Here is a 20,413-nt window from a genome sequence, read left to right on the forward strand (position 1 = left end):
GGCACGCCGCCAGCGTTCGTCCTGAGCCAGGATCAAACTCTCCATAAAAGAAGTGCTTGTTTAGCTCATTTAAAACATTTAAACTGACAGTTTCGCTCGTTGTTCAGTTTTCAAAGAACAATTAAAGTGATAATAATTTGTTTCTTTTTGTCGACCCCTCGTCAGCGGCGACTTTAATAATTTATCACATTCACTCACTCGATTGCAAGCACTTTTTTTAAAGTTTTTTCAGCTTGTTTTCTTGTGGTGAGCCCGCTTCAAAAGCGGCGAGATCTAATTTATCATGAACAGCCCACAACAGTCAATACGGTTTCGACATTTTTCTCACAAAAGATTAAAACGCCTCTGTTATGGGCTGCACAACATGATTTCACTGCCTTCTATGTACGCCTACCGCCTTATACACCGAACCAATGATCTGAATCGGAACCGACGTTGTCTTGGTTGTACCATTTGAATAGATGACAGTAAACTTCAGCTTGTATAACCCCTGTGGCAATCCTTCTTTCAGTGACGCCCATTTCTTATCGAACAGTTCTGCAGCGTACACGTCTGCACTCCCGCCCATAATCATTTGCCATTCCCGAGTAAGATCATTGCCATCCAACCCGGTTGCGACAAGTTTAACCGTGACCTGCTTAACAGGTGCGCCTGCCGTTGGTCGAGCATTCGCTATGATAATTTCCCCAGCATAGAAGTCCTTAGGGTTCTTGTTAGTCTCATGTCCTTCGCGGTCATGCGTCTTCTTCCATTCATCCGTATGACGAACATCTGCTTCGATCGATAAAGGAAGCACTTCAATAATAGAAGATGCACTTGCGCTCAGCTGTCCATCTGAAACTTCAAGTGTAATTGTATAACTGCCGGGCTCCACATTGGCGAGTAACGGGGTCTCTGTGTAACTGCGAACGTTCCCCGATGGAGTCACGACAGTCCATGATGAAGTGATCACATCTCCATCTGGGTCACTTGACTGGTTGATAAGCTGAAGTACGTCTCCTTCCCACACAGGCTTCGGCTTCCAATCAAATTGAGCAATAGGCGGACGATTCGTCTCAATATAGAAGAACTTCGGCGCACTCCAATCGCTCCAGTCGTAGCCATCGTATACCCGAATAACGACATACATATTAACCTTCTCAGGTAGCTCCTCATTCGGTGTAAACGTTAGACTAGCACCTGTGCGAATGTTCGTATCCGATTGAAGGATTCCTCCGTAACGATAAAGCCGGAGCTGGTATTGTTTTTGACTGTCCCCGTCTGCATCGCCATAAGTCCATGAGAAGGTCGGCTGTGTTGTCGAAAACTTTGTAGGCTTCGTCTGGTCTGCACTACTGGGATTGGTTACGTTCGCGCTCGGCAGCCGGTTATGAATGTTGACCTGCAGCTCATATTGCGCCGACACGCCCAGCGAATCCTCTACGACCTGCCGAATATTGAAGGTTCCAATCGAGCTGAAGGTCTTGGTCCAGATCGTTCGAGATGTGCTCTGCAGCGATTCCGTTGTACCGCTTGATAGGTTACGAATGTAATATTCGTGCGGCAGCTTCGTACGGTCGCCATCCTCCTTGTCTTTCGCATAGGAATCAAAGGTAATCTCTACACCCCTGAACGTATTGATATGCGTAGACGTAAAGCCAGGATCCGGAGGCGTATTTGGTACGGCCACTTTGCCGGCATCAATGTACTGAACATAGTAGTCGGACCAGGCGCCGTATTCATCCTTCACCGCCATCCCTACTTCATACTTACCAACCTCTTGCGGTGTAACCAGCTTCTCTTTTACCATGACGCCGCTAGGCGTAATGTAGTAGAACTTCTTTTCGACTACGCCGTGGGTTTTGAAATAATCAATGCCGGTATCCTCGGTCGAATAATTCGTCGGGCTCAGATAGCGGTCCGGATCATAACTATTGTCCGTCCATGCAATCGTGCCATCAGCTCGCGTCAGCAGCGTGAACAACGAGATTGGCGCTCTGTGAACGAATATATCTTGGACGTACGTATTCGATTCTTTTCTTGCTTCCGCGAACAGCATATCCGGATACAAGTGAGCTGGCATTGGATCATCGACAGTTGAATAGCTCACTTGGTACACGCCGACTTTATCGAACACCGCTCGCGGTGCCGTAAACGTCTTCCCGTCCAAAGCCGACTTGCCAGATTTGCCATCGCCGCTATCTAAGAACTTGTCCGATGTTTTAACATACGTCCATTTCGTGAGCGGTACGATCGCAGGGTCATTCTCCGTGTCGGTATATTGCGTGTTATAGTCTGCGGTCTTGCCGACAATAACGATGTTATGCAGCAGTGTTCCATCTGCAGCTGCGTCCAGATCTGCATACGAAAGGGCTTTAAACTCAGTTTTCGGGATTTCGGAGTAAGGCCCGAAGTAACCTTTCGTGAATGTCGCATCTCTAACATCGATCAGCGGAACCCCATTCAGATAAACCTTATGACGGTCATCCTGCGTCACAATCTTAATTGCTGACCAATCGCCCTCGTCAACCGCGAACTCTACTTCTTTGAGGATCGTTCTCTTGCGGTTTACGATTTTGACCAGCCGTATCTTTTTACGGTTCTGTTCAACGCGATAGCCGTTTTCATTGTCCTGCATCCGATAGCCATATCCTGCATACAAGCTGTCTGTTCGGAGCTGATGTGCCCGAACCGAATACTGCAGCTGCGTATTCGTATATTTCGTATCGTTCAACAACTGGTTCTGCGTCCCAACCTCGATATCTTCCGAAGGGGATCCCTCTAACAATATCGTGTAATACCTGTAGTCTCCTCCACTATTAGCGGAATAGTTCAAACTAAAGGTAAGGGAATTATCACTGATCTGTTGGAGACCGTTTGGGGATATATAACCATCACTTGAACCCGTACCAACATATAAATTTAGCGTTCTAGCGTCGATAGTCGATAACGTATTCACGTTGCCTGTTTTCAAGTCCAGCGTTTGAACTTTAAATACAGGGGAGTACATGCTGCCTTCCCATACATATAGCTTGCCATCACTCGTAACATCCTGGCCAAGCTTAGTAAAGCTGTTGGAAGAACTCCAAAGTGGCGTTAACGTTTTTCCGAGTTGATACGCTTTATACCCTCCTGGATTATCCAATAGATTGACCACAATAATGTCTTTGTACTGTGCAAAGCCGGCTACTCGAATAGATCCACCGAACACATTGGAAGTCACTGCACCGGTCGTTAAATCTACCAAGTCCCATTGGTGACTGCCTACTGAGAACAACGCATACTTTCCATCTGGCGATACAAAATATGGTGTACCGGTCCAGTAGAGTCCTATCTGTTTCAATAGTTTAGGAGCAAAGGTTTTACCGTTTATCTCGTATAAGCCAATAGGATGGTTTGAATCATCCTGCTGATTATAAGTGATATAATTCCCCGTGTACGTCAATCCTTTGGAATCATTGCTTCTCGCCGCACTGCAATACTGGTTTGAAGAGCAGTTAAGCGGAAGATACATTTTAGTTGTATTCGACCTATTCTTGAAATCCCACGGAATAAGCGTCGCATATGCGCCTTTAGCATCCAGATCATAGTTAATATTGTTGAATAGACCGGTCATCTGATAGTAGTTTTTTGACTTTATACTGTTAGTGACAGGTGGTGTGCCATCGATCTGGAATGGCTTACCGGACGGGTTCACAAAGCTTTCAGTTGTATAGTAGGCATAGTGAGTTACAGTCGGATAATTGCTATGATCGTACACAACTGTTGTCACTAAATTATTGAATAGATCGATATCTTCTAGCCTTTCTGCATGCCATGTTATTCCCAATGCGGTATTCGCTTCTCGGCGGAACTGATAGGTGTAACCGGACCACTCAGCGGGATTGTAACGATAGATATCAATAATGTTATCTAGACCATAGGCCGTAGCTGTTTGTGCATAATATTCGTTGCCCAGCCATACGAAATTATCCAATTGCCACTCGGTCCAACTGTTAATTATTTGGCCCCTACCGTGAGTATACGTTGAAATCTTAGTTGTAGCGTTTGTCAGCGCCCGATATTCCGAGAACTTATATTCGTTATATGGGACCGTACCTAAAACGCCGCTTTCACTCGCTGCCCAGGCCATCGGTTTAGTTGCCATTGCGTAATCGGTATTCTTCCACCCTTTTGAAGCGACAATATCACTCGCTTTAATCGGCGTCGGGACGATCAAGCTCGGCGGCGTCGATACGGAGGAAACATCGAAAGATACCGTAGGTGAATCATTCAGCACATCGACATAATAACTGGAACACGTCTTTTTGCCCCAATCTTCTGTCGCACAAACCCGATACTCATACGTTCCAATCTTCGGATACGTGAAATCGAACCCCTTGGACGAATCGTACGTGACATTGCTGCCCGTTTCATCGTTGAAATCCCCATCGTTATCTGAATCGTATTTGCGTGTAACCGTAAGGGAAACAATGTTGTCTCCATCCGGACTCGTAGCCGATACGACATAATGGAATGGACTGTTCCGAATAACGGATAGTGCCCCTTTCAATCCAACGATCGGCGGCAAATCTTCCATTACGGTTAGTTCATGGACTGCAGGCTCTACGGACTTCAATCCGATGGAATCATATACACTAAGCGTGATCGTCTCGACGCCAGGAGTCATGTAGACGGTTTTAAGATTCGTCCATTCATCGCGTGCATGATTAATTGCGCGGCCTATTGGACTATAGCTTGAATTTGCGTCAAACGCACTCGGTAGCGGTCTTCCTTCTACAACTTGTTTCGGTCCTTTAATGATTGGGATCGGGTTAGGCGGCAGCACTCTAACGTACGTACTTGCGGTTGCTGTAGCGCCGAATTGATCCCGCATCATTGCTTTAACCGGATGCGTACCAAGGCCGTCCATCTTGATGTTTGGATAGGAACTGAAACCTTCCTGATATTTGCTTGGGATCTGCTGCGCCCAACTGGTGCTGTTTGTAAAATCGAAGCCCATAAAGTAAAGGTCGTCACCATCTGGATCGGTTGGTGTTGGAACGCTTGGATCTTGAATAACAGTAAGGGTCAGTACTTCCCCTTCTTGCGCTTCATATACAGGTTTCGTCGGCTCACTCGGGCGAACCCATGCAATCTGGAATATTGGCGGATGGTTATTGGACGGCCCTTTTACGGTCAATGTCTTCGGTGGTCCCCAATCGCTTTCCCCGCAATTCGATGTGTAAATTCGCATCGAAATCTGGTGTGTTCCAATTCCGATTACCCAAGGATAAGAGCTATATGGGAAAGTCGTATCTGATGTCATGCTCTTATAAACAGGTGTTATGTCTACCATGCCATCGCGTTCGATCTTCCATTGATGACCGGTATAGACGCATGTTTTCATGTCAAAATTTTTGGGATGTAAGGTAAACGAATCTTTATAATTAATGGTCGATGGGACTATATCAAAATCACCGGAAAAATCTTGTTTCGGCACTTCTTCGTAGAACCACGACAAGTAAGTCTCTTTCGTCGTTGCATTTAAACTAACCGTTACCGACTTACTAGGGATTGCGCTAACCGTATTGATGTATGCTGTATTCCCGACACTTTGTCCCTTGAATTTCCCGTACTTTGATTCATCAGGGCTGTAGGGTTGGGAGTGCGGCAGCGGCACGTTCTGAACCGTTTCATCCTTCATGACATAAGGACTGGAAGCGTCTTTCCTTACCATATGCCTAATGTGTACTGTACCCGGCGTTGCTACAAGATCATACACATAGTACAGGTAGACATTGAACGTGCCATCATAGGATGAAAATCCTACATATTCACCGCTTGTTGGATTCGCTATGTTGTAATCTGAAGGCGGCTTTCCTGTTGTGGTTTTTGCATAGCCTACGTACTTATATCCTGTCGGGGCAGTTGCAGATTGCGGTGTGAACGGCTTGTCCTTGTTTAGTGCAACATCTCGATCCTGACTGGAAAGTGCTGGGATCGGCTTACCGTTACGATCAACGTGTCTAATATATGCTGTTCCTTCTGATTTCTTTTCATAATATAGATTTACGTGATAAATATCGTAAGTCCCATCGTACGCTACATTTGGAGGGTTACCGGTTTGAATCGTTCCCCCACTTGGGGGGCCGACAGTGGACTTTTTGTAGCCTACATAAGAATACTTACTATTCGTTGCTGGTGTGAACCCTAGTGACTCTCCCTGATCTACATGTCGTGTCTGATTGGTAAAGTCAGCATCGATGTTCGTTCCGTCCGTGAGGTAATAATGAACATTTTCTTTACCGTACAGTTGGATTTCAAAGAGGATCGGAATATAGTAGCGATAAATTAGTGTTTTGTCCGTACATTTCGGGCAATAGTCAACACCTTGAGTCGCAGATTGTTGACGAACATTGTAAACTTTTTCTGATTCAAGTACCGCTGATACACTGGCGGTAAAGGTAACGGTTGAAGTCTCTTTTCCGTAAACGTTTAAGGTTTGATAGTTTGTGATACTCGAACTGACAAATTTGCTAAATTCCGTCCACTCTTCCCCCGTACGAGAATCGTTAAAAATGCTCCCATGGGCTTGAGGATCAAAGGCTCTCACTTTGACATCCTTAACTCTTCGGTCTGGAAAGTTAAAGGTATACGGATTTGTAACCGTCACGGTTGAAGCAGATTGTCCAGATACTGTAGGATGGGGTTGGGCTAGATCCCACGAACCGTCATTTTTACTCCAAATTTCGTAGTACATGAACCCTACGGCAGTATAACGGGATTGGCCGTCCAAGATTTTATTGATAGGTTTCACACTTGCATTGTCCCCAAGTGCAGCTTCCGCAACATCGGATACAAAAATGGCGGGGACAAGCCCCGCCAATATGGTAAACAAGAATATAAGGTTAATGAACTTCTTCATCGTATCACCTTTAGTTAAATGGATTTTTGACTAGAATCGGAAATGCCTTAGTATCGACAGCCCCACTAATTCCAATATAGTCAGCATTGTTTAATTTAAAATTCATGTAATTCGTATCCCCAAAGTCGTCTTGATCTGAGATGCTTGCTTCCTTGTAGTAATGAATGCGATATTCCCCAATTGATTCCCGAACACCAGTCAACTCACCACGATTACGATACTTCTTATCATTCGATAGAAAGAAGAGACCGGTACCCATTGAACCTTTTTGAGTGGTCGAAGAACGAATGTACGTGCTGCCGCCCTCACTCTTAATAAGATCCCAGCGATAGTAATACGAGCTATTAAGCTGGAAAGGAAAATCCTTATATTCCAACACATATGCTTTCGTTGCTTTAGTACCCGTCCAATATGGATCAAGCATACCTTCTGATCCCTTGTAATACGGTAGGAACGGTTTAATGTCCACTAACTTCGCCACGTCCTCAAACTTCGGAATGTCTTTGCTTCCAATCCAAACGAACTGGTTCATACTATCCCACTCTACGCTTTCGCCAAACGCTTCACTTACGAACCGAAGCGGCACATAGGTGCGGCCATTCACTGCATTAGCCGGCGCGTTTAGAGCGAGCACCTTTCCGTTAACCGTTGCTGTCTTGGCTCCGATTGTTAGCTTAATAGTACGATCACCTTTGACAATCGTAATGTCCTTCCCGACGAGGGACAGTTTTCCACCAAGGTTGTCTGATACTACACGAACAGGAACGAGTACCGAACCATTCTCATTCACTGGCCGCGCATCCGCAAAAGTGATTTTACGAGCATTTACCAATACTTCGATTGGCAGTGGCGTGTGAATCAACTTCGAGATCGAATAAGGACCGTCCGCGGCATGTACGGTCGATGTCATCGACACGGACAGCGCCGATACAACAGACACTAGGAGCAGCAACCGTTTCTTCATAGTTGAGATTCTTTTATAAATCGCATCGATTTGTCCATTTTCAATTACTTTATTCATTATTAATCATCCCTTTTCTAATAAAATATTTATACATCATATGGTAACATTAGATTGTTTTTCCGAAAACATGATTTATTCCAACATTCGACATAATCACCTCATTCCCACCATCTCACCCACAGCGCTTATTTGCCTCATAAGGCCCACCCAAGAAATCATCGTGACATCCGCTACAGAACGAAACCCGCCCGTAATTGTACAATAGGCACTATAGCATCCGTTAGACGACGATCACCCCTCACAAGACTGACCATACGGCACACGCCCCTACAGCAACGAAAAAAAGCACCCGCCCGCACACGACCAAATAAAAGGTCATATGCGGGCAGGTGCTTCCTGCCCGATTGATTGATATGTCAAATATTATAAATGCCAGGCATTCATTCGACAAGAGGTATTCTTATCTTACGAAGTCTACTAGGAGACAATCGTATAACGAAGCTCGAGCGCTTCTTGGTCGCCGGACTCGGAGAGGTAGGCGACTTCACGGATGTAAGAACGGTTGACGAGCTTCTGCAGCACGAGCGACAGATCGACGTGCAAGTCAAGGAAGATCGGGTGCTGCTGCAGCTCCATGATGCTCCATGGCTCTTCGCGGCTTGCGAGCGTGCGAAGGATAAGCGAGCAGCATGATTTCATTTTGCTCATAACCGTAAATTCACAAGCCAGCAATACGAGCTGCACACGCTGCTCGAGCGTCTCCGCACTCGTCGTCAACTCCTCGTACAGCTTGTAGATGCCCGGATGCACGCGCCGGATCTGCTGCCATACGGTGAGTTCAGGATGCTGCCCCTCTTCAATAAGCGCAATATGCGCCCAATAGTGCAGCCCCGCCAGAATGCTCGTGTAAGCATCCAGCAGATTGTGATCTTGTATATCCTGCTTAGCTTGCAGATAGGTACGGATATACGCAGCGAATTCGACAAAAAGCCGCTGCTCCCGCCACAGATCAGGGAATTGCATCAGGTTGTTGCGAATGTTCAGCAGATAGTCGTCGCGGTCTATAAGCAGCTGCCCACGCTCCAGCCATTGAATAATGCTCCGATTCTCTCCGCCATAGATCCATCGGCGAAGCATCTCGTGATCAACAGTTCGAACAAGCACACGCACGCCATCAATGCGCAAATGCTCAGTCTGACCTATACGGGATGGTTCCTCCGTAACGATCAACAGCAGTAAGTCATGCCCATCAATCATCGGATTATAACGAACGGGGTTCTCGATCGCAGCAAGGCTGATCAATCCGGTGTCGGCAGAATAACGATCAATAAAGTGTTGTTTGATATGTTCCAACGTGAGGCCTCCATATAGCTTCACCGCGAGGTTTCAGCTATAATATTAGTCATCAGTATGTAGTTGTTCGACAAAGATCGGATGGATTCCTGCTCATTTTGCGGATTTCACAGACGGGTTTTTTCGACAATTACTGGAAGGAGATTCTATATTGTTCTTCAAAACGGCTAAAATCAACGAATTTCGCCTCTGGGGTCTGTTCTTCATGCTTGCCGGCATGGGACTTATGATCTTCGGAACCGCTGGCATCGTATTCTGGGGCGGCCTCGCTGGTAAGATATTCGCTGGCACTTTCATGGTGCTTGGATCCATCCTGTTGCTAGTCAGCTGCGGCATCTACTTCTGGGCTGGGATGATGTCGACAAGCGTGAAGACTATCGAATGTCCGTCATGCTTGAAACAGACAAAGATGATCGGCAAGACCGACCGTTGCATGCACTGCAAGACGAAAATGACGATGGAAGAATCGCTCGCGAACGACTTCAGCGCATATGAGGACGAGCCTGCAGCTCCTGCTGCTTCGACTGCCGCTGTACCACCGCAAGCCTAAACGGGCTATCTAACGCACGCAAAAATCCCCAAGCCAGCGTCTGCTTACAGCGCTAAGGCTTGGGGATTTGTCTATCCAATAAACTTATAAGTGCTTACTGATTCTGCTTCAACGCATTATCAATGGTCGTCCACACGTCGCCGCCTTGGAATGCCCGCTGCCATGTCGCAACGCCAGCCAATCCATATTCATGGGCGATTGCAATTCTAGCCTGAAGCGAAAGTTCATCCTCGATCCAAATCCGCTGACGCGCGTCGCCATCTTTATATTCCACATAGTTCTGTCCAGATGCCTCGTCCAGCTTAGGCGTAAGCTTCTGTTCTTTAATGATCGTCGCTACCCTCTCCATGCCGATAGCCTTCGAGCTCACTTTGCCATCCTTCTCCGTCCATAGACGCGTGTAGAGCGGCATCGCCAGAACGATCTTCTGCGGTGGAACCTTATCTTCATTCAAAATTCGAGTGAGAGACTGCTCTGTCCACGGCAGCGAAGCAACCGATCCAGCAGTCGGACTCGATGCCCAATGCTCATCGTACGCCATCAGCATCATGTAATCGACGGTTTTGCCAAGCGCTACCCGATCCAGGAACATAGACCACGTTGTGCTTGTCGACTTCGGTGTTACGTCTATCGATACGACAAGTCCCTGTTCATGCAGCAGCGGCGTAAGCTCGCGGATAAACTGCACCAGATTGTCCTTGTCGGATACATTCACATTCTCAAAATCGACGTTAATGCCCTGTAAGTCATACAGCTGAGCAAACGCAAGAATTTGCTGAATCATCTTAAACCGTGTCTCAACTGTTGCCAGTGCCTCTGTCGTCCGTCCTGTCTCGAATCCGTTGCTGAACAACGCCCAGACTTGCATGCCGCGATTGTGTGCCCAAGCCACATACTTCGCATCCGCTTTACTGCGGATATCCCCTTGACCATTCTGAAGCTCGAACCACGTTGGACTTACGACGTTAACGCCTGGCATATCGCCGATTTTGTCTGTGTTCGTCGGGTTGTCGTATACCGCTTCCCAGGTCAGATTAATCTTCCCTCCTGCAAGAGCAGGCGCTTCGAAAGGCTTCGGCAGTTCCGGCATCGGCACCATCTGACTATCTGACTGCTCCAGCTGCGATAGCTTCGCATAACCAACTGCACCATTAGGACCTTGGACAACCGTCCAACGATCGTTCTCCTGCTTCCACTGCCTAATGACTTCACCGCCTGCGACCTGCTCGACAATAGGCGCTTTAATCGAAGCCTCCGTACGGATCGCTACACCCTTGGTGCTGTTAGCAGGTTTGACCCGTGCAATCTGATCCCCTGCCTGCATCAGTGTAACGGTGCCGCTTGACGGCTGGTACTCCGCTTGCAGACCATACAGCTGAATCAGCGGTGCAGCCGGCAGGTACACATCGTCTCCCCGCTTCTCCGCCGCTACGTGCAGTTCATACGGTTTGCTGTTCAACGTCGCCGTCAGCTCGTCCGTCTTCATGCGCAGCACATGATCAGTCGTCGTCATGATGATCGAGCCGCTTGCCGCTTCATAGCGAATCACATTCTCACTGAATACTTTCTCAAGCGCAGACAGCGGCAGCTTCAACTCGTTCCCATCCATAATCGCGTTCTGCTCTAAACGGACCCCTTTATAGAAGAGCGCATAAGGGTCGCCGTAATCCGGCTTGACCTGCGTTTTGTTCGGAGCAAATTGCATCCAACCTATCCAAAGCCCGAGGGCTAGTCCAATCAACACTAGTACAACAATTGCAGCAAAACCGCGCCGGCGCCGCCTACGGCTGTTGACGCGCAGTCGTATCGTTTCCACCAATACACGCTCCTAAAAGTAATTTGCTCGCTTCCCCGAATATACTACTTGTAAGCAAATTGCTTGCTTCGAAAGCATATCCTTAGTAATTTGCTTACTTCCTCGTATATACTACTTGTAAGCAAATTGCTTGCTTCTAAAGCCTGTGCTTGCTTCGCCAAATAAAAACGTGCAGCGGGAAGCAAGCCTCCATCTGCACGTTATTCACGCAGAATATTCAATCTTGAAACATATTGCGCGTTTCCTATTTCACACATTGCTCGCAAACGCCGTAAATCTCCATCCGATGACCCTCGACGGTAAAGCCCGTCGTCTGCGATGCCGCCCGTTCAACCTCCAACAGTGGAGGATATTCGAAATCGACGATTCTTCCGCAGCACTTGCATATCGCATGGTAATGATCGGATAGGTCCGCATCAAAACGGCTGGAAGCATCTCCATATGTCAGCTCGCGTACAAGCCCTGCTTCAACAAACAGCCTTAGGTTGTTATAAATCGTCGCAACGCTCATGCTTGGGAAGCTCGGCGACAACGACTTATATATCTCGTCGGCAGTCGGATGAGACATTGCGTTCATCAAATAGCTTAAAATCGCATGACGCTGAGGAGTCATTCGGACGCCGTTATTTTTCAATTGTTCTAGTGCTTTCTCAACGGTCGCACCCATACCTTTCACGCCCTTCTGCATCGTTAAAATTATTGTACGTGCAGATTTAACTTTTTGTCAATGTAAGCGCTCCGCTGCACGAGTATATATAGGGAATATATGTTACCAAACTTGTCAATATGGCGCAATCGAAATACTGTTGTTCGCATTGATGTAGATACGATGCTCGCCGCTTCCCGCCGTGCCCCGCACGGTTTTTTTCGTTGTTGTCAGAGGAAGACCTGGCTTCATATCAATGGTTCCAAAAGTAACCGTTCCGTTCAACTCATAATCGGCTGCGATCGGCAGCTTCAGTCGAATATCGCCTACGAGTCCAACGATGTCCCAATCGCCTCCGACCGTTCCGCTGAACACTTCGATGGAGCCATTAAGCGTATCCGCTTTGACTCGGCCGCCCGCTTCATGGATCGCGATCTCGCCATTCTTCGTGTCTACTTCAACATCGTGCGCCACTTCATTCAAATGTATGCCGCCATTCGCGGTAGATGCCGTTACATTGCCTGAAGCCTGCTTCACATCAATCGCTCCGTTGCTGACAGACGCGGTAATGTCGCCGGCGATACGGCTCAATTCGATACTGCCATTGACGGTTCTTGCAGACACATTGCCTGTTATATCAACAGCCTGGATTCGGCCATCGCCAACCTCGATAGACAACCCGATCGGAGCAGTAATGCCGTTAATATCGACGTCTCCAAGCTGTACCGCTACATGTACGTCTAATGTCGGTACGACTGGCGCCTCCTCTGTAGTTGGTGCTTCCCCATCTGTTGATGGAGGCGGCTGGTCCGAATCAGAAGGGTTTGCTTGATCTACTGCGGCTTCTTCCGTACTCTCGGCGGCTAACTCAGAGTCTACCGAGATAGCTGGCTGGTCAGACGATGTATTCTCTGATTGATCGGTAAGGCTGTCTACCGTCTCAGCAGCGGCTTGATTCGTATCGGATGCTTCAGTAGATAAGGCTTGACCAGTCCCCGTCTCGCCAGATGGAGCCTGTGTCATATCCTGTTGCGGAGGGGGCGGAGGGGCATCGGCCAGCGATGGCGGCAAATAAACGGTAAGATTCACTCTTGGTCTGCGATCGCCTTTATCGCCAAAGCCTACGCTTTTGGTCACAATCGTAGTCTCTTCCCCTACCGTCAGCTCAACTAGCGTCTGGTCTGCCGCTGCTTCAGCTGTTAGCTTATCGCCTGAGTCAATCCACACTGTCGATTCCACAATGATTTGTTCTTCCGTCCCGCGCTTGAAGCTGACGCTGCCATTCGGATTATCGACGGTAATCCGCTTCATATCCTCCACACGATCTGCAGTAATGTCAGGCTTGGCGAAGTTGAAGCCTTTCTCCTCGCTGAAATTGCTATAACCATTCCGCTGCGCAGCCCATTGATCAAGCCATCGGTAAGGCAGCTCAGCGTACTGTGTAATGCTATAGGCAGTTATGGCGATGACCGCAGCCCAGATCAAGCCAGAGGCGTCAGCTGTCAGACGAGGCATCGGCTTCCTGCGTCGTAATGTATGCACTAATAATTCGATACCAATAAGGACGAACAGAATCGGCCACCAAGTGCCTAGGCTCGCAATACTTTCATGGCCTGTCCACTCATCGTACAACAGCAGCCCGGCAGTAGCCGTCGTTGCGACAACCGCCGTCCAGCGACCAAGGCGCGGACCGCCAGAACGTTTGCGAAGTAAAATGGTTACGGCAACTGCCGTCAGTAGAATCGGGGTGCCATAACCTCCGATTGCATCCAATACGGGACGGAGCTTGTCCGGCGTCACCAGCAAAGAAGTTAGCACCAGCCCTGCCGCCACAATTGCGATTGCATTGCGAACACGTTGTTTGTAGCTGCTATCGTCATCATTTTGACCCGAATCGCTTGTATGTTCTGCTCGATCGTCTGTATGATTAGACGCTGTTGTCTGCAAAATATCGAATACACCATAAAAATAAAGCACAGGCAGCGCTATGCCCAAATAAACAATGAGCAGCAAATGCTTGCCGCCCGCCGCATCCGCCAGCCGAACGATCATCGCAGCATCGAGCACAGCAACTGCCATCAGCAGCAAACCGCGCGCATGACGCCCCATAATCAAGTGCCCAGCCCCAGGCACAAGACAAGAGCTGAGCACAGCGGCCCAACGCCTGGCAGCATAGCCCAAGCTGCGCCTCTTATCACTCATTCTGTACTCACACCTCTTACGCCTCCGACATCGTTAATCTCATTCACGAGCAGCATGATCGACAACTGTTTCGGCAGCGTCACGTACATTTGCACCATAACACGGCCTTCGTGAACGTCTGTCTGGTCACTTACGGTCATCTTGCGAACGACGATATCCTGCTCATGAATGATTGCATTCATCGCTTGAAGCAGCGTTGACCGATCATCCGCATAGATGCGTATCATCTGCTCACGCTTACCTTTTAGGAAACGTTTCTCTACCTTGTTCATCCCCCACAGAATCAAGAAAACCGATGCCGTAGCTGTTACCGCTCCCAAATAAAAGCCAGCGCCTACCGCAAGGCCAATCGCCGAAACAACCCATAGAGAGGCTGCCGTCGTCAGACCCGTAATGGACTTCCCTGTAAAAAGTATCGTGCCCGCTCCAAGAAATCCGATTCCAGTAATCACTTGCGCTGCCAGACGCGCAGGGTCAAGCCGAACATTCGTCTCATTGGCAAAATCGCCAAAGCCGTACATGGACAGCATCATCAGCAAGCAGGAACCAAGGCAGACTAGCGTGTTGGTTCGAAGGCCAGCCGCATGATTCGATTGTTCCCGCTCGAAACCAATCAGGCCGCCAAGCAGCAATGCCAGCCCCATACGCAGCAGCATATGCGTATTATCAATGAACCAAGGACTTGCGACCTCATTAGTCATAAAGCAATCCATCCTTTCGGTTAAAAATGATTGTATCATATCGTATGCATCGCGATGTATTTATCATCTTTTCTTAATAATAAAAAAGAGGCGGCCGGGAGCCACCTCTCTTGCTTTAGAAAATGCTATCCTGCTTTGCTTGCCTCGCTTACAGGGAAGACAACACTTCAACAAGCAGCTTGTTCGCGAGCGCAGGGTTTGCTTTGCCCTTCGATGCTTTCATCACTTGGCCGACGAGGAAGCCTATCGCTTTCTCTTTGCCCGCCTTGTAGTCGGCAACCGATTGCGGGTTCGCCGCAACGATCTCTTCGCAGATCGACTTGATCGCGCCTTCGTCGCTTATCTGGACAAGACCTTGCTCTTCAACGATTTGCTTCGGCAGCTTGCCCGTCTCGAGCATGGACTTAAATACCGTCTTCGCGATTTTGCTGTTGATCGTATTCGATTCCAGCAGGCCGATCATCTCGCCAAGGCCTTGCGCCGTCAGCTTAATATCGCCGAATTCCAGGTTGTTCGCATTCATGTAACCAAGAAGATCGCCCATGATCCAGTTGGATACGGCTTTCGCATCCTTCGTGTAATTCAGGCTCTCTTCGAAGAAATTCGCCATCTTCATCGAGGACGTCAGCACTTCCGCATCGTACGATGGGAGCTCGTATTCTGCGATGTAGCGCGCTTTGCGAGCATCCGGAAGCTCTGGAATCGAAGCGCGGACGCGCTCCTTCCACTCCGAATCGATGACGACTCGAACGAGGTCTGGGTCCGGGAAATAACGATAGTCGTGCGCTTCTTCTTTACCGCGCATGGACAACGTTTTGCCTTGTGCTTCGTCCCAACGGCGCGTCTCTTGTACGACTTCGCCGCCGCTGTTCAGCACTTCAGCTTGACGCCATTGCTCATATTCAAGTCCGCGCTGCACGCCGCGGAACGAGTTCATGTTCTTAAGCTCGGCTCTCGTACCGAACTTCTCTTGTCCATATGGACGAATAGAGATGTTCGCGTCGCAGCGCATGCTGCCCTCTTCCATCTTCACGTCGGATACGTCGCAGTACTGCATGATCGCGCGAATTTTCTCGAGGTATGCTTTCGCTTCCTCTGGCGTACGGATGTCCGGCTCGGATACGATCTCGATCAGCGGCGTACCGACACGGTTGAAGTCTACGAGCGATGCGTATCCGCCATCCACGTGCGTAAGCTTGCCGGCATCTTCCTCGAGGTGAAGGCGTGTAATGCCGATGCGCTTCGTCTCGCCGTTCACTTCGATGTCGATCCAGCCATGCTCGCCGACCGGTTGATCATACTGCGAGATTTGGTACGCTTTCGGGCTGTCCGGATAAAAATAGTTTTTGCGGTCAAATTTGCTCACGTCTGCAACGGTGCAGTTTAGCGCCATCGACGCTTTCATCGCATATTCCAGCGCTTGACGGTTCAGAACCGGCAGTACGCCTGGATGGCCAAGGCAGATCGGGCACGTGTGCGTATTCGGCGGAGCGCCGAATTCTGTGGAACAGCCGCAAAAGATTTTGCTGTTCGTGTGCAACTCGACGTGCACTTCAAGGCCGATGACCGTCTCGTATTGGGTCGACATGGTTTGATCCTCCTGCTATTTCTCGCAAGCTCGATGTCGTCTGGCTCGCTGCGCGTGCGGATCATTCCTCCGATCGCTGTTGTCCCCGGATTGTCTGAATTTATGAGATCGTTACAATGTAACAATCCGTGGACAAAGGCGACCACTAACGTTTCTACGGAATGATTCCGCCCTCTTCGCGAGCGACTTTCATCTTGCTTGAAGTTTTCTATTTAATTTAGTCGCACCGATTTAAACGGATCGGCGCTCCTCTTAAGTAAATTAATTAGTTAGCTTACAGCTGCGGGCGAGCTTTGTGGTGGTCGGTGTTCTGCTCGAATGCGTGAGCAGCACGGAGCACCGTCGACTCGTCGAACGGTTTGCCGATGATTTGCAGGCCGACAGGCATGCCTTCTGCAAGTCCACATGGAATGCTTACTGCTGGTACGCCTGCGAGGCTGACTGGAATCGTCAGAATGTCGTTCAAGTACATCGTCAGCGGGTCGCCAACTTGCTCGCCGATACGGAATGCCGTCGTAGGAGCCGTTGGTCCGATCAGAATGTCATACTTCTCGAAAGCTTGGTCGAAGTCGCGTTTGATCAGCGTACGAACCTGTTGAGCTTTCTTATAGTAAGCATCGTAATAACCGGAGCTAAGCGCGTACGTACCAAGCATGATACGACGTTTCACTTCGGAGCCGAAGCCTTCGCTGCGCGATTTGCGGTACAGGTCGATCAGGTTATCCGGATTCTCAGCACGGACGCCATAACGTACGCCGTCGAAGCGAGCCAGGTTGGACGATGCTTCGGATGATGCGAGCAGGTAGTATGTTGCTACTGCATATTCCGTATGCGGCATCGATACTTCTTCCCATGTTGCGCCGAGGCTCTCATATACTTGGAGTGCAGCAAGAACTGCTTCTTTAACTTGCGGATCAACGCCTTGTCCCATGTATTCCTTCGGAACGCCGATGCGCAGACCTTTCACGTCGCCCGTCAGGGCAGAAGTGTAGTCTGGAATTTCAACATTAGCGGATGTGGAATCCATTTGGTCGTAGCCAGCGATCGCTTGAAGCACGTAAGCGGAATCTTCAACATTTTTCGTAAGTGGACCAATCTGGTCAAGCGACGAAGCGAATGCTACGAGACCGAAACGCGATACGAGGCCGTAAGTTGGCTTCAGACCTACGATGCCGCAGTAGGAAGCCGGCTGGCGGATCGAACCGCCCGTGTCGGAACCAAGCGAGAAGTACACTTGTCCAGCCGCTACCGATGCAGCTGAACCGCCGCTGGAGCCGCCTGGTACATATTCCGTGTTCCATGGGTTGCGAGTTGCGAAGAAGCTGGAGTTCTCGTTGGAACCTCCCATTGCGAACTCGTCCATGTTCAGCTTGCCGATCGTTACCGATTGTGCAGCCTTCAGCTTGCGAACAACCGTCGCATCATAGATCGGGTCATAGTTACGCAGGAACTGGCTCGCACACGTCGTGCGCAGCCCTTCCGTAACAATATTATCCTTAACCCCTGATGGCAGACCGAACAGCAGACCGCGTTCTCCGCCTGCCTGCAGCTGTTTATCGAGCTCCGCCGCTTGTGCGCGTGCGCCCTCTTCATTAAGCGTAAGGAATGCTTGAACCGCCGAGTCCGTCTCGGAGATTCGTTTGAACGAAGCTTCTGTCAACTCGGATACGGAGAACTGCTTGTCCTTCAATCCGTTATGTAAATCCTGCAAGCGCAAATCAAATTGTGCCAACAGTCGTTCCTCCCTTCATCTATCAACCGGACCGTGTGCTATTCAAGCACCGCCGGCACTTTAATTTGTCCATCCTCTTCGTCAGGCGCATTGCGCAATACTGCTTCGATCGGCAGCGATTGCCGCACTTCGTCAGCGCGCATTACGTTAGCAAGCGGCAGCACATGGCTGGTAGGCTCGACGCCATCCGTATTGAGCTCGTTCAGCTTCTCGGCATACTTCAAGATCGCGTTAAGCTGACCTGTGAACGTTTCTTTCTCTTCGTCCGTCAATGCGAGACGTGCCAGGTTGGCTACGTGCTGCACATCGTTCGTCGTAATGCTCATTGTCATTCTCCTTCCATTCTTGCAATCATCCCCTTATTATAGCCGATGGTCGACAAAAAAAGAAAGGTGCTGAGCGCAGTGCGCAGCCCTTTCCGATATGGGACAATAGAGAGTGATTGCCAACAAAAAAGCGCTCTGCTCGGATAATCCGTTGCAGAACGCCGTTGCTTATTCATGATAATACATACATAGAAATGCAGCTTGATATGCGAACCGCTTAAATCCAAGCCTTAAGACGAATTTGACGAACAAAATCTTCAGGGCTTTGCGTTTCTTCCGCTGATTCTTCAGCCTGCTGCTCCTGCTCTTCTCCGCCGTTCATAATGAAACGGAACAGCTCTTCGTTGCGCGTCATCAGCGCATAGTCGATCAACGCCTCACGTTCGATCCGGTCAACCTCTTGGCGAACAAGCACATCTTCACGTTCAATATCATCCCCAGGCACGAGGAAATTGCGTCCTGCCTTCGGGACACGTACAACATATTCAAATATATTATCGGCATTCCGATCATACGCAATCACGTAGCCATACTCGCCGATCGGCAAATTTTGCTCAAAACGATCATCTACAATAATGACTTTCTCTCCAAGTTTCAGCATGATTCGCTGCCCCCCTGTCCAAGCTTCCGAAATGTTCGTGACTCTATCCTACTAAAAAATAAGAGGGAAGTCCAATCGGAATGAAATCTTACTAATTGAAAAAAGAGAAAGGAGAGAAAGCGTTGAAGGCATGCACGGCATAACTCCGATTAGGCGGCGTCTAGATTCCGTTCTCCATCATGATATGGAACAGTTTCTTGCTGTCCCTTATGCATTCAGGATAGTCATTGATAATGCACTCAATTAGCCTTGCGCCTGTTTCATAAAAGGTTAATCTGCTATAAGGAATCACCGATCCCGCATGTTGTTCCTCTAGATTTAATTGTTTTTTTATCTTATTTTCAACAAATCTGGCAAATCCCTCTTTCCATTCCTGCCACACCATGTATTCATATTGTTCTGTATTCAAATATCGTCTTAATTCATTCCGAATTTCAAAGACGCTATCAAGTTCGCTAACCGCTAATTTACTAAGCAATTGATTGATAAGAGCAACGACATTCTCGTCATCATATGGAAATGGATAATGAAGTTCCCAATAATAATTGTTTGTGTTAACGGATGTGCGCTCGATTTCTAAGTTCGCTCTAAGCTCCAATTCACTTGTATTGAATTGATAACAATGAACCATCTCATGAAAGACGATGACCTGTTCCCATATTGAATCAAAAACCTCTCCACTGACCACAACACAAGCCCTATTGTCATAACACGGCAACGGGAAAGCAGCGCGAACACCTGAGAATAAACCCATCGTGTCAGGCTCAACGCCAACTAATTGATAGCCATCTGCATCCTTATCGAAGTCATAAATGAGAATTTGATTGTCGGGTTCATAAATGGCAATCGGGTAATGCTCGTCAAATAACATGTGAGCACCCTTTATCATTGCTTGCAACTCCACAATTGCTTGAAGCTTATCTAGATACCCCAGGTTTTGATTTGATGTCATGGTTGCTGCTCTCCTCTCACATTAACTAATTGTGTTAGAAACTAGATGTCGAGGAATGATTTCGTGTCAGATAAATAAGGTCATTTGAAGTTCTCT

At 48.5% G+C, this 20,413-nt stretch carries 13 protein-coding genes; 1 reads left to right on the forward strand and 12 read right to left on the reverse strand.

Annotated features, from left to right (window positions below; all coding sequences use genetic code 11):
* Nucleotides 1-370 precede the first annotated feature (370 nt).
* The 3 genes from H8B09_RS21755 to H8B09_RS21765 all read right to left on the reverse strand — a co-directional run bounded on the left by H8B09_RS21755 (nt 371) and on the right by H8B09_RS21765 (nt 9,203).
* Nucleotides 371-5,698, reverse strand: a complete 5,328-nt coding sequence (locus tag H8B09_RS21755) for a glycoside hydrolase family 78 protein (RefSeq protein WP_224753877.1) — start codon at nt 5,696-5,698, stop codon at nt 371-373.
* Nucleotides 5,699-6,896: 1,198 nt separating this feature from the next.
* Entirely contained in the window at nt 6,897-7,907 is a 1,011-nt protein-coding gene (locus tag H8B09_RS21760) for a copper amine oxidase N-terminal domain-containing protein (protein WP_224753878.1), read from the reverse strand.
* A 420-nt stretch (nt 7,908-8,327) separates the two neighbouring features.
* Nucleotides 8,328-9,203, reverse strand: coding sequence for a nucleotidyltransferase-like protein (locus H8B09_RS21765; RefSeq protein ID WP_191205703.1), 876 nt, complete (start codon nt 9,201-9,203; stop codon nt 8,328-8,330).
* Nucleotides 9,204-9,354: 151 nt separating this feature from the next.
* Here H8B09_RS21765 and H8B09_RS21770 point away from each other — a divergent pair, with 151 nt between their 5' ends.
* A complete protein-coding gene (locus H8B09_RS21770; RefSeq protein ID WP_191205704.1) occupies nt 9,355-9,753 on the forward strand; it encodes a DUF2614 family zinc ribbon-containing protein in 399 nt (132 codons plus the stop codon).
* A gap of 94 nt (nt 9,754-9,847) precedes the next feature.
* On the opposite strand, the gene H8B09_RS21775 is transcribed toward H8B09_RS21770, so the two are convergent.
* The 9 genes from H8B09_RS21775 to H8B09_RS21815 form a co-directional block, all read right to left on the reverse strand.
* Nucleotides 9,848-11,569: a glycosyl hydrolase family 18 protein gene (locus H8B09_RS21775; RefSeq protein WP_191205705.1), complete on the reverse strand. Its 1,722-nt coding sequence runs from the start codon at nt 11,567-11,569 to the stop codon at nt 9,848-9,850.
* A gap of 244 nt (nt 11,570-11,813) precedes the next feature.
* Complete coding sequence (perR, locus tag H8B09_RS21780) at nt 11,814-12,236, reverse strand: peroxide-responsive transcriptional repressor PerR (RefSeq protein ID WP_191205706.1); 423 nt, start codon at nt 12,234-12,236, stop codon at nt 11,814-11,816.
* Between the two features lie 114 nt (nt 12,237-12,350).
* Complete coding sequence (locus H8B09_RS21785; RefSeq protein ID WP_191205707.1) at nt 12,351-14,417, reverse strand: DUF4097 family beta strand repeat-containing protein; 2,067 nt, start codon at nt 14,415-14,417, stop codon at nt 12,351-12,353.
* Complete coding sequence (locus H8B09_RS21790) at nt 14,414-15,118, reverse strand: MgtC/SapB family protein (protein WP_191205708.1); 705 nt, start codon at nt 15,116-15,118, stop codon at nt 14,414-14,416. The genes H8B09_RS21785 and H8B09_RS21790 overlap by 4 nt, the downstream gene beginning before the upstream one ends.
* Before the next feature lie 148 nt (nt 15,119-15,266).
* Nucleotides 15,267-16,706, reverse strand: a complete 1,440-nt coding sequence (gatB, locus tag H8B09_RS21795) for an Asp-tRNA(Asn)/Glu-tRNA(Gln) amidotransferase subunit GatB (protein ID WP_191205709.1) — start codon at nt 16,704-16,706, stop codon at nt 15,267-15,269.
* Nucleotides 16,707-16,980: 274 nt separating this feature from the next.
* Nucleotides 16,981-18,438, reverse strand: coding sequence for an Asp-tRNA(Asn)/Glu-tRNA(Gln) amidotransferase subunit GatA (gene gatA, locus H8B09_RS21800; RefSeq protein ID WP_191205710.1), 1,458 nt, complete (start codon nt 18,436-18,438; stop codon nt 16,981-16,983).
* A gap of 38 nt (nt 18,439-18,476) precedes the next feature.
* Nucleotides 18,477-18,764, reverse strand: a complete 288-nt coding sequence (gene gatC, locus H8B09_RS21805) for an Asp-tRNA(Asn)/Glu-tRNA(Gln) amidotransferase subunit GatC (RefSeq protein ID WP_191205711.1) — start codon at nt 18,762-18,764, stop codon at nt 18,477-18,479.
* Nucleotides 18,765-18,981: 217 nt separating this feature from the next.
* Nucleotides 18,982-19,365, reverse strand: a complete 384-nt coding sequence (locus H8B09_RS21810; RefSeq protein ID WP_191205712.1) for an ATPase — start codon at nt 19,363-19,365, stop codon at nt 18,982-18,984.
* A 160-nt stretch (nt 19,366-19,525) separates the two neighbouring features.
* The gene (locus H8B09_RS21815) at nt 19,526-20,317 is read right to left on the reverse strand and encodes a hypothetical protein (RefSeq protein WP_191205713.1); all 792 of its coding nucleotides are present in this window, start codon (nt 20,315-20,317) and stop codon (nt 19,526-19,528) included.
* Nucleotides 20,318-20,413 lie beyond the last annotated feature (96 nt).

Source organism: Paenibacillus terricola (assembly GCF_014779765.1).
Lineage (GTDB): Bacteria > Bacillota > Bacilli > Paenibacillales > Paenibacillaceae > Paenibacillus_T > Paenibacillus_T terricola.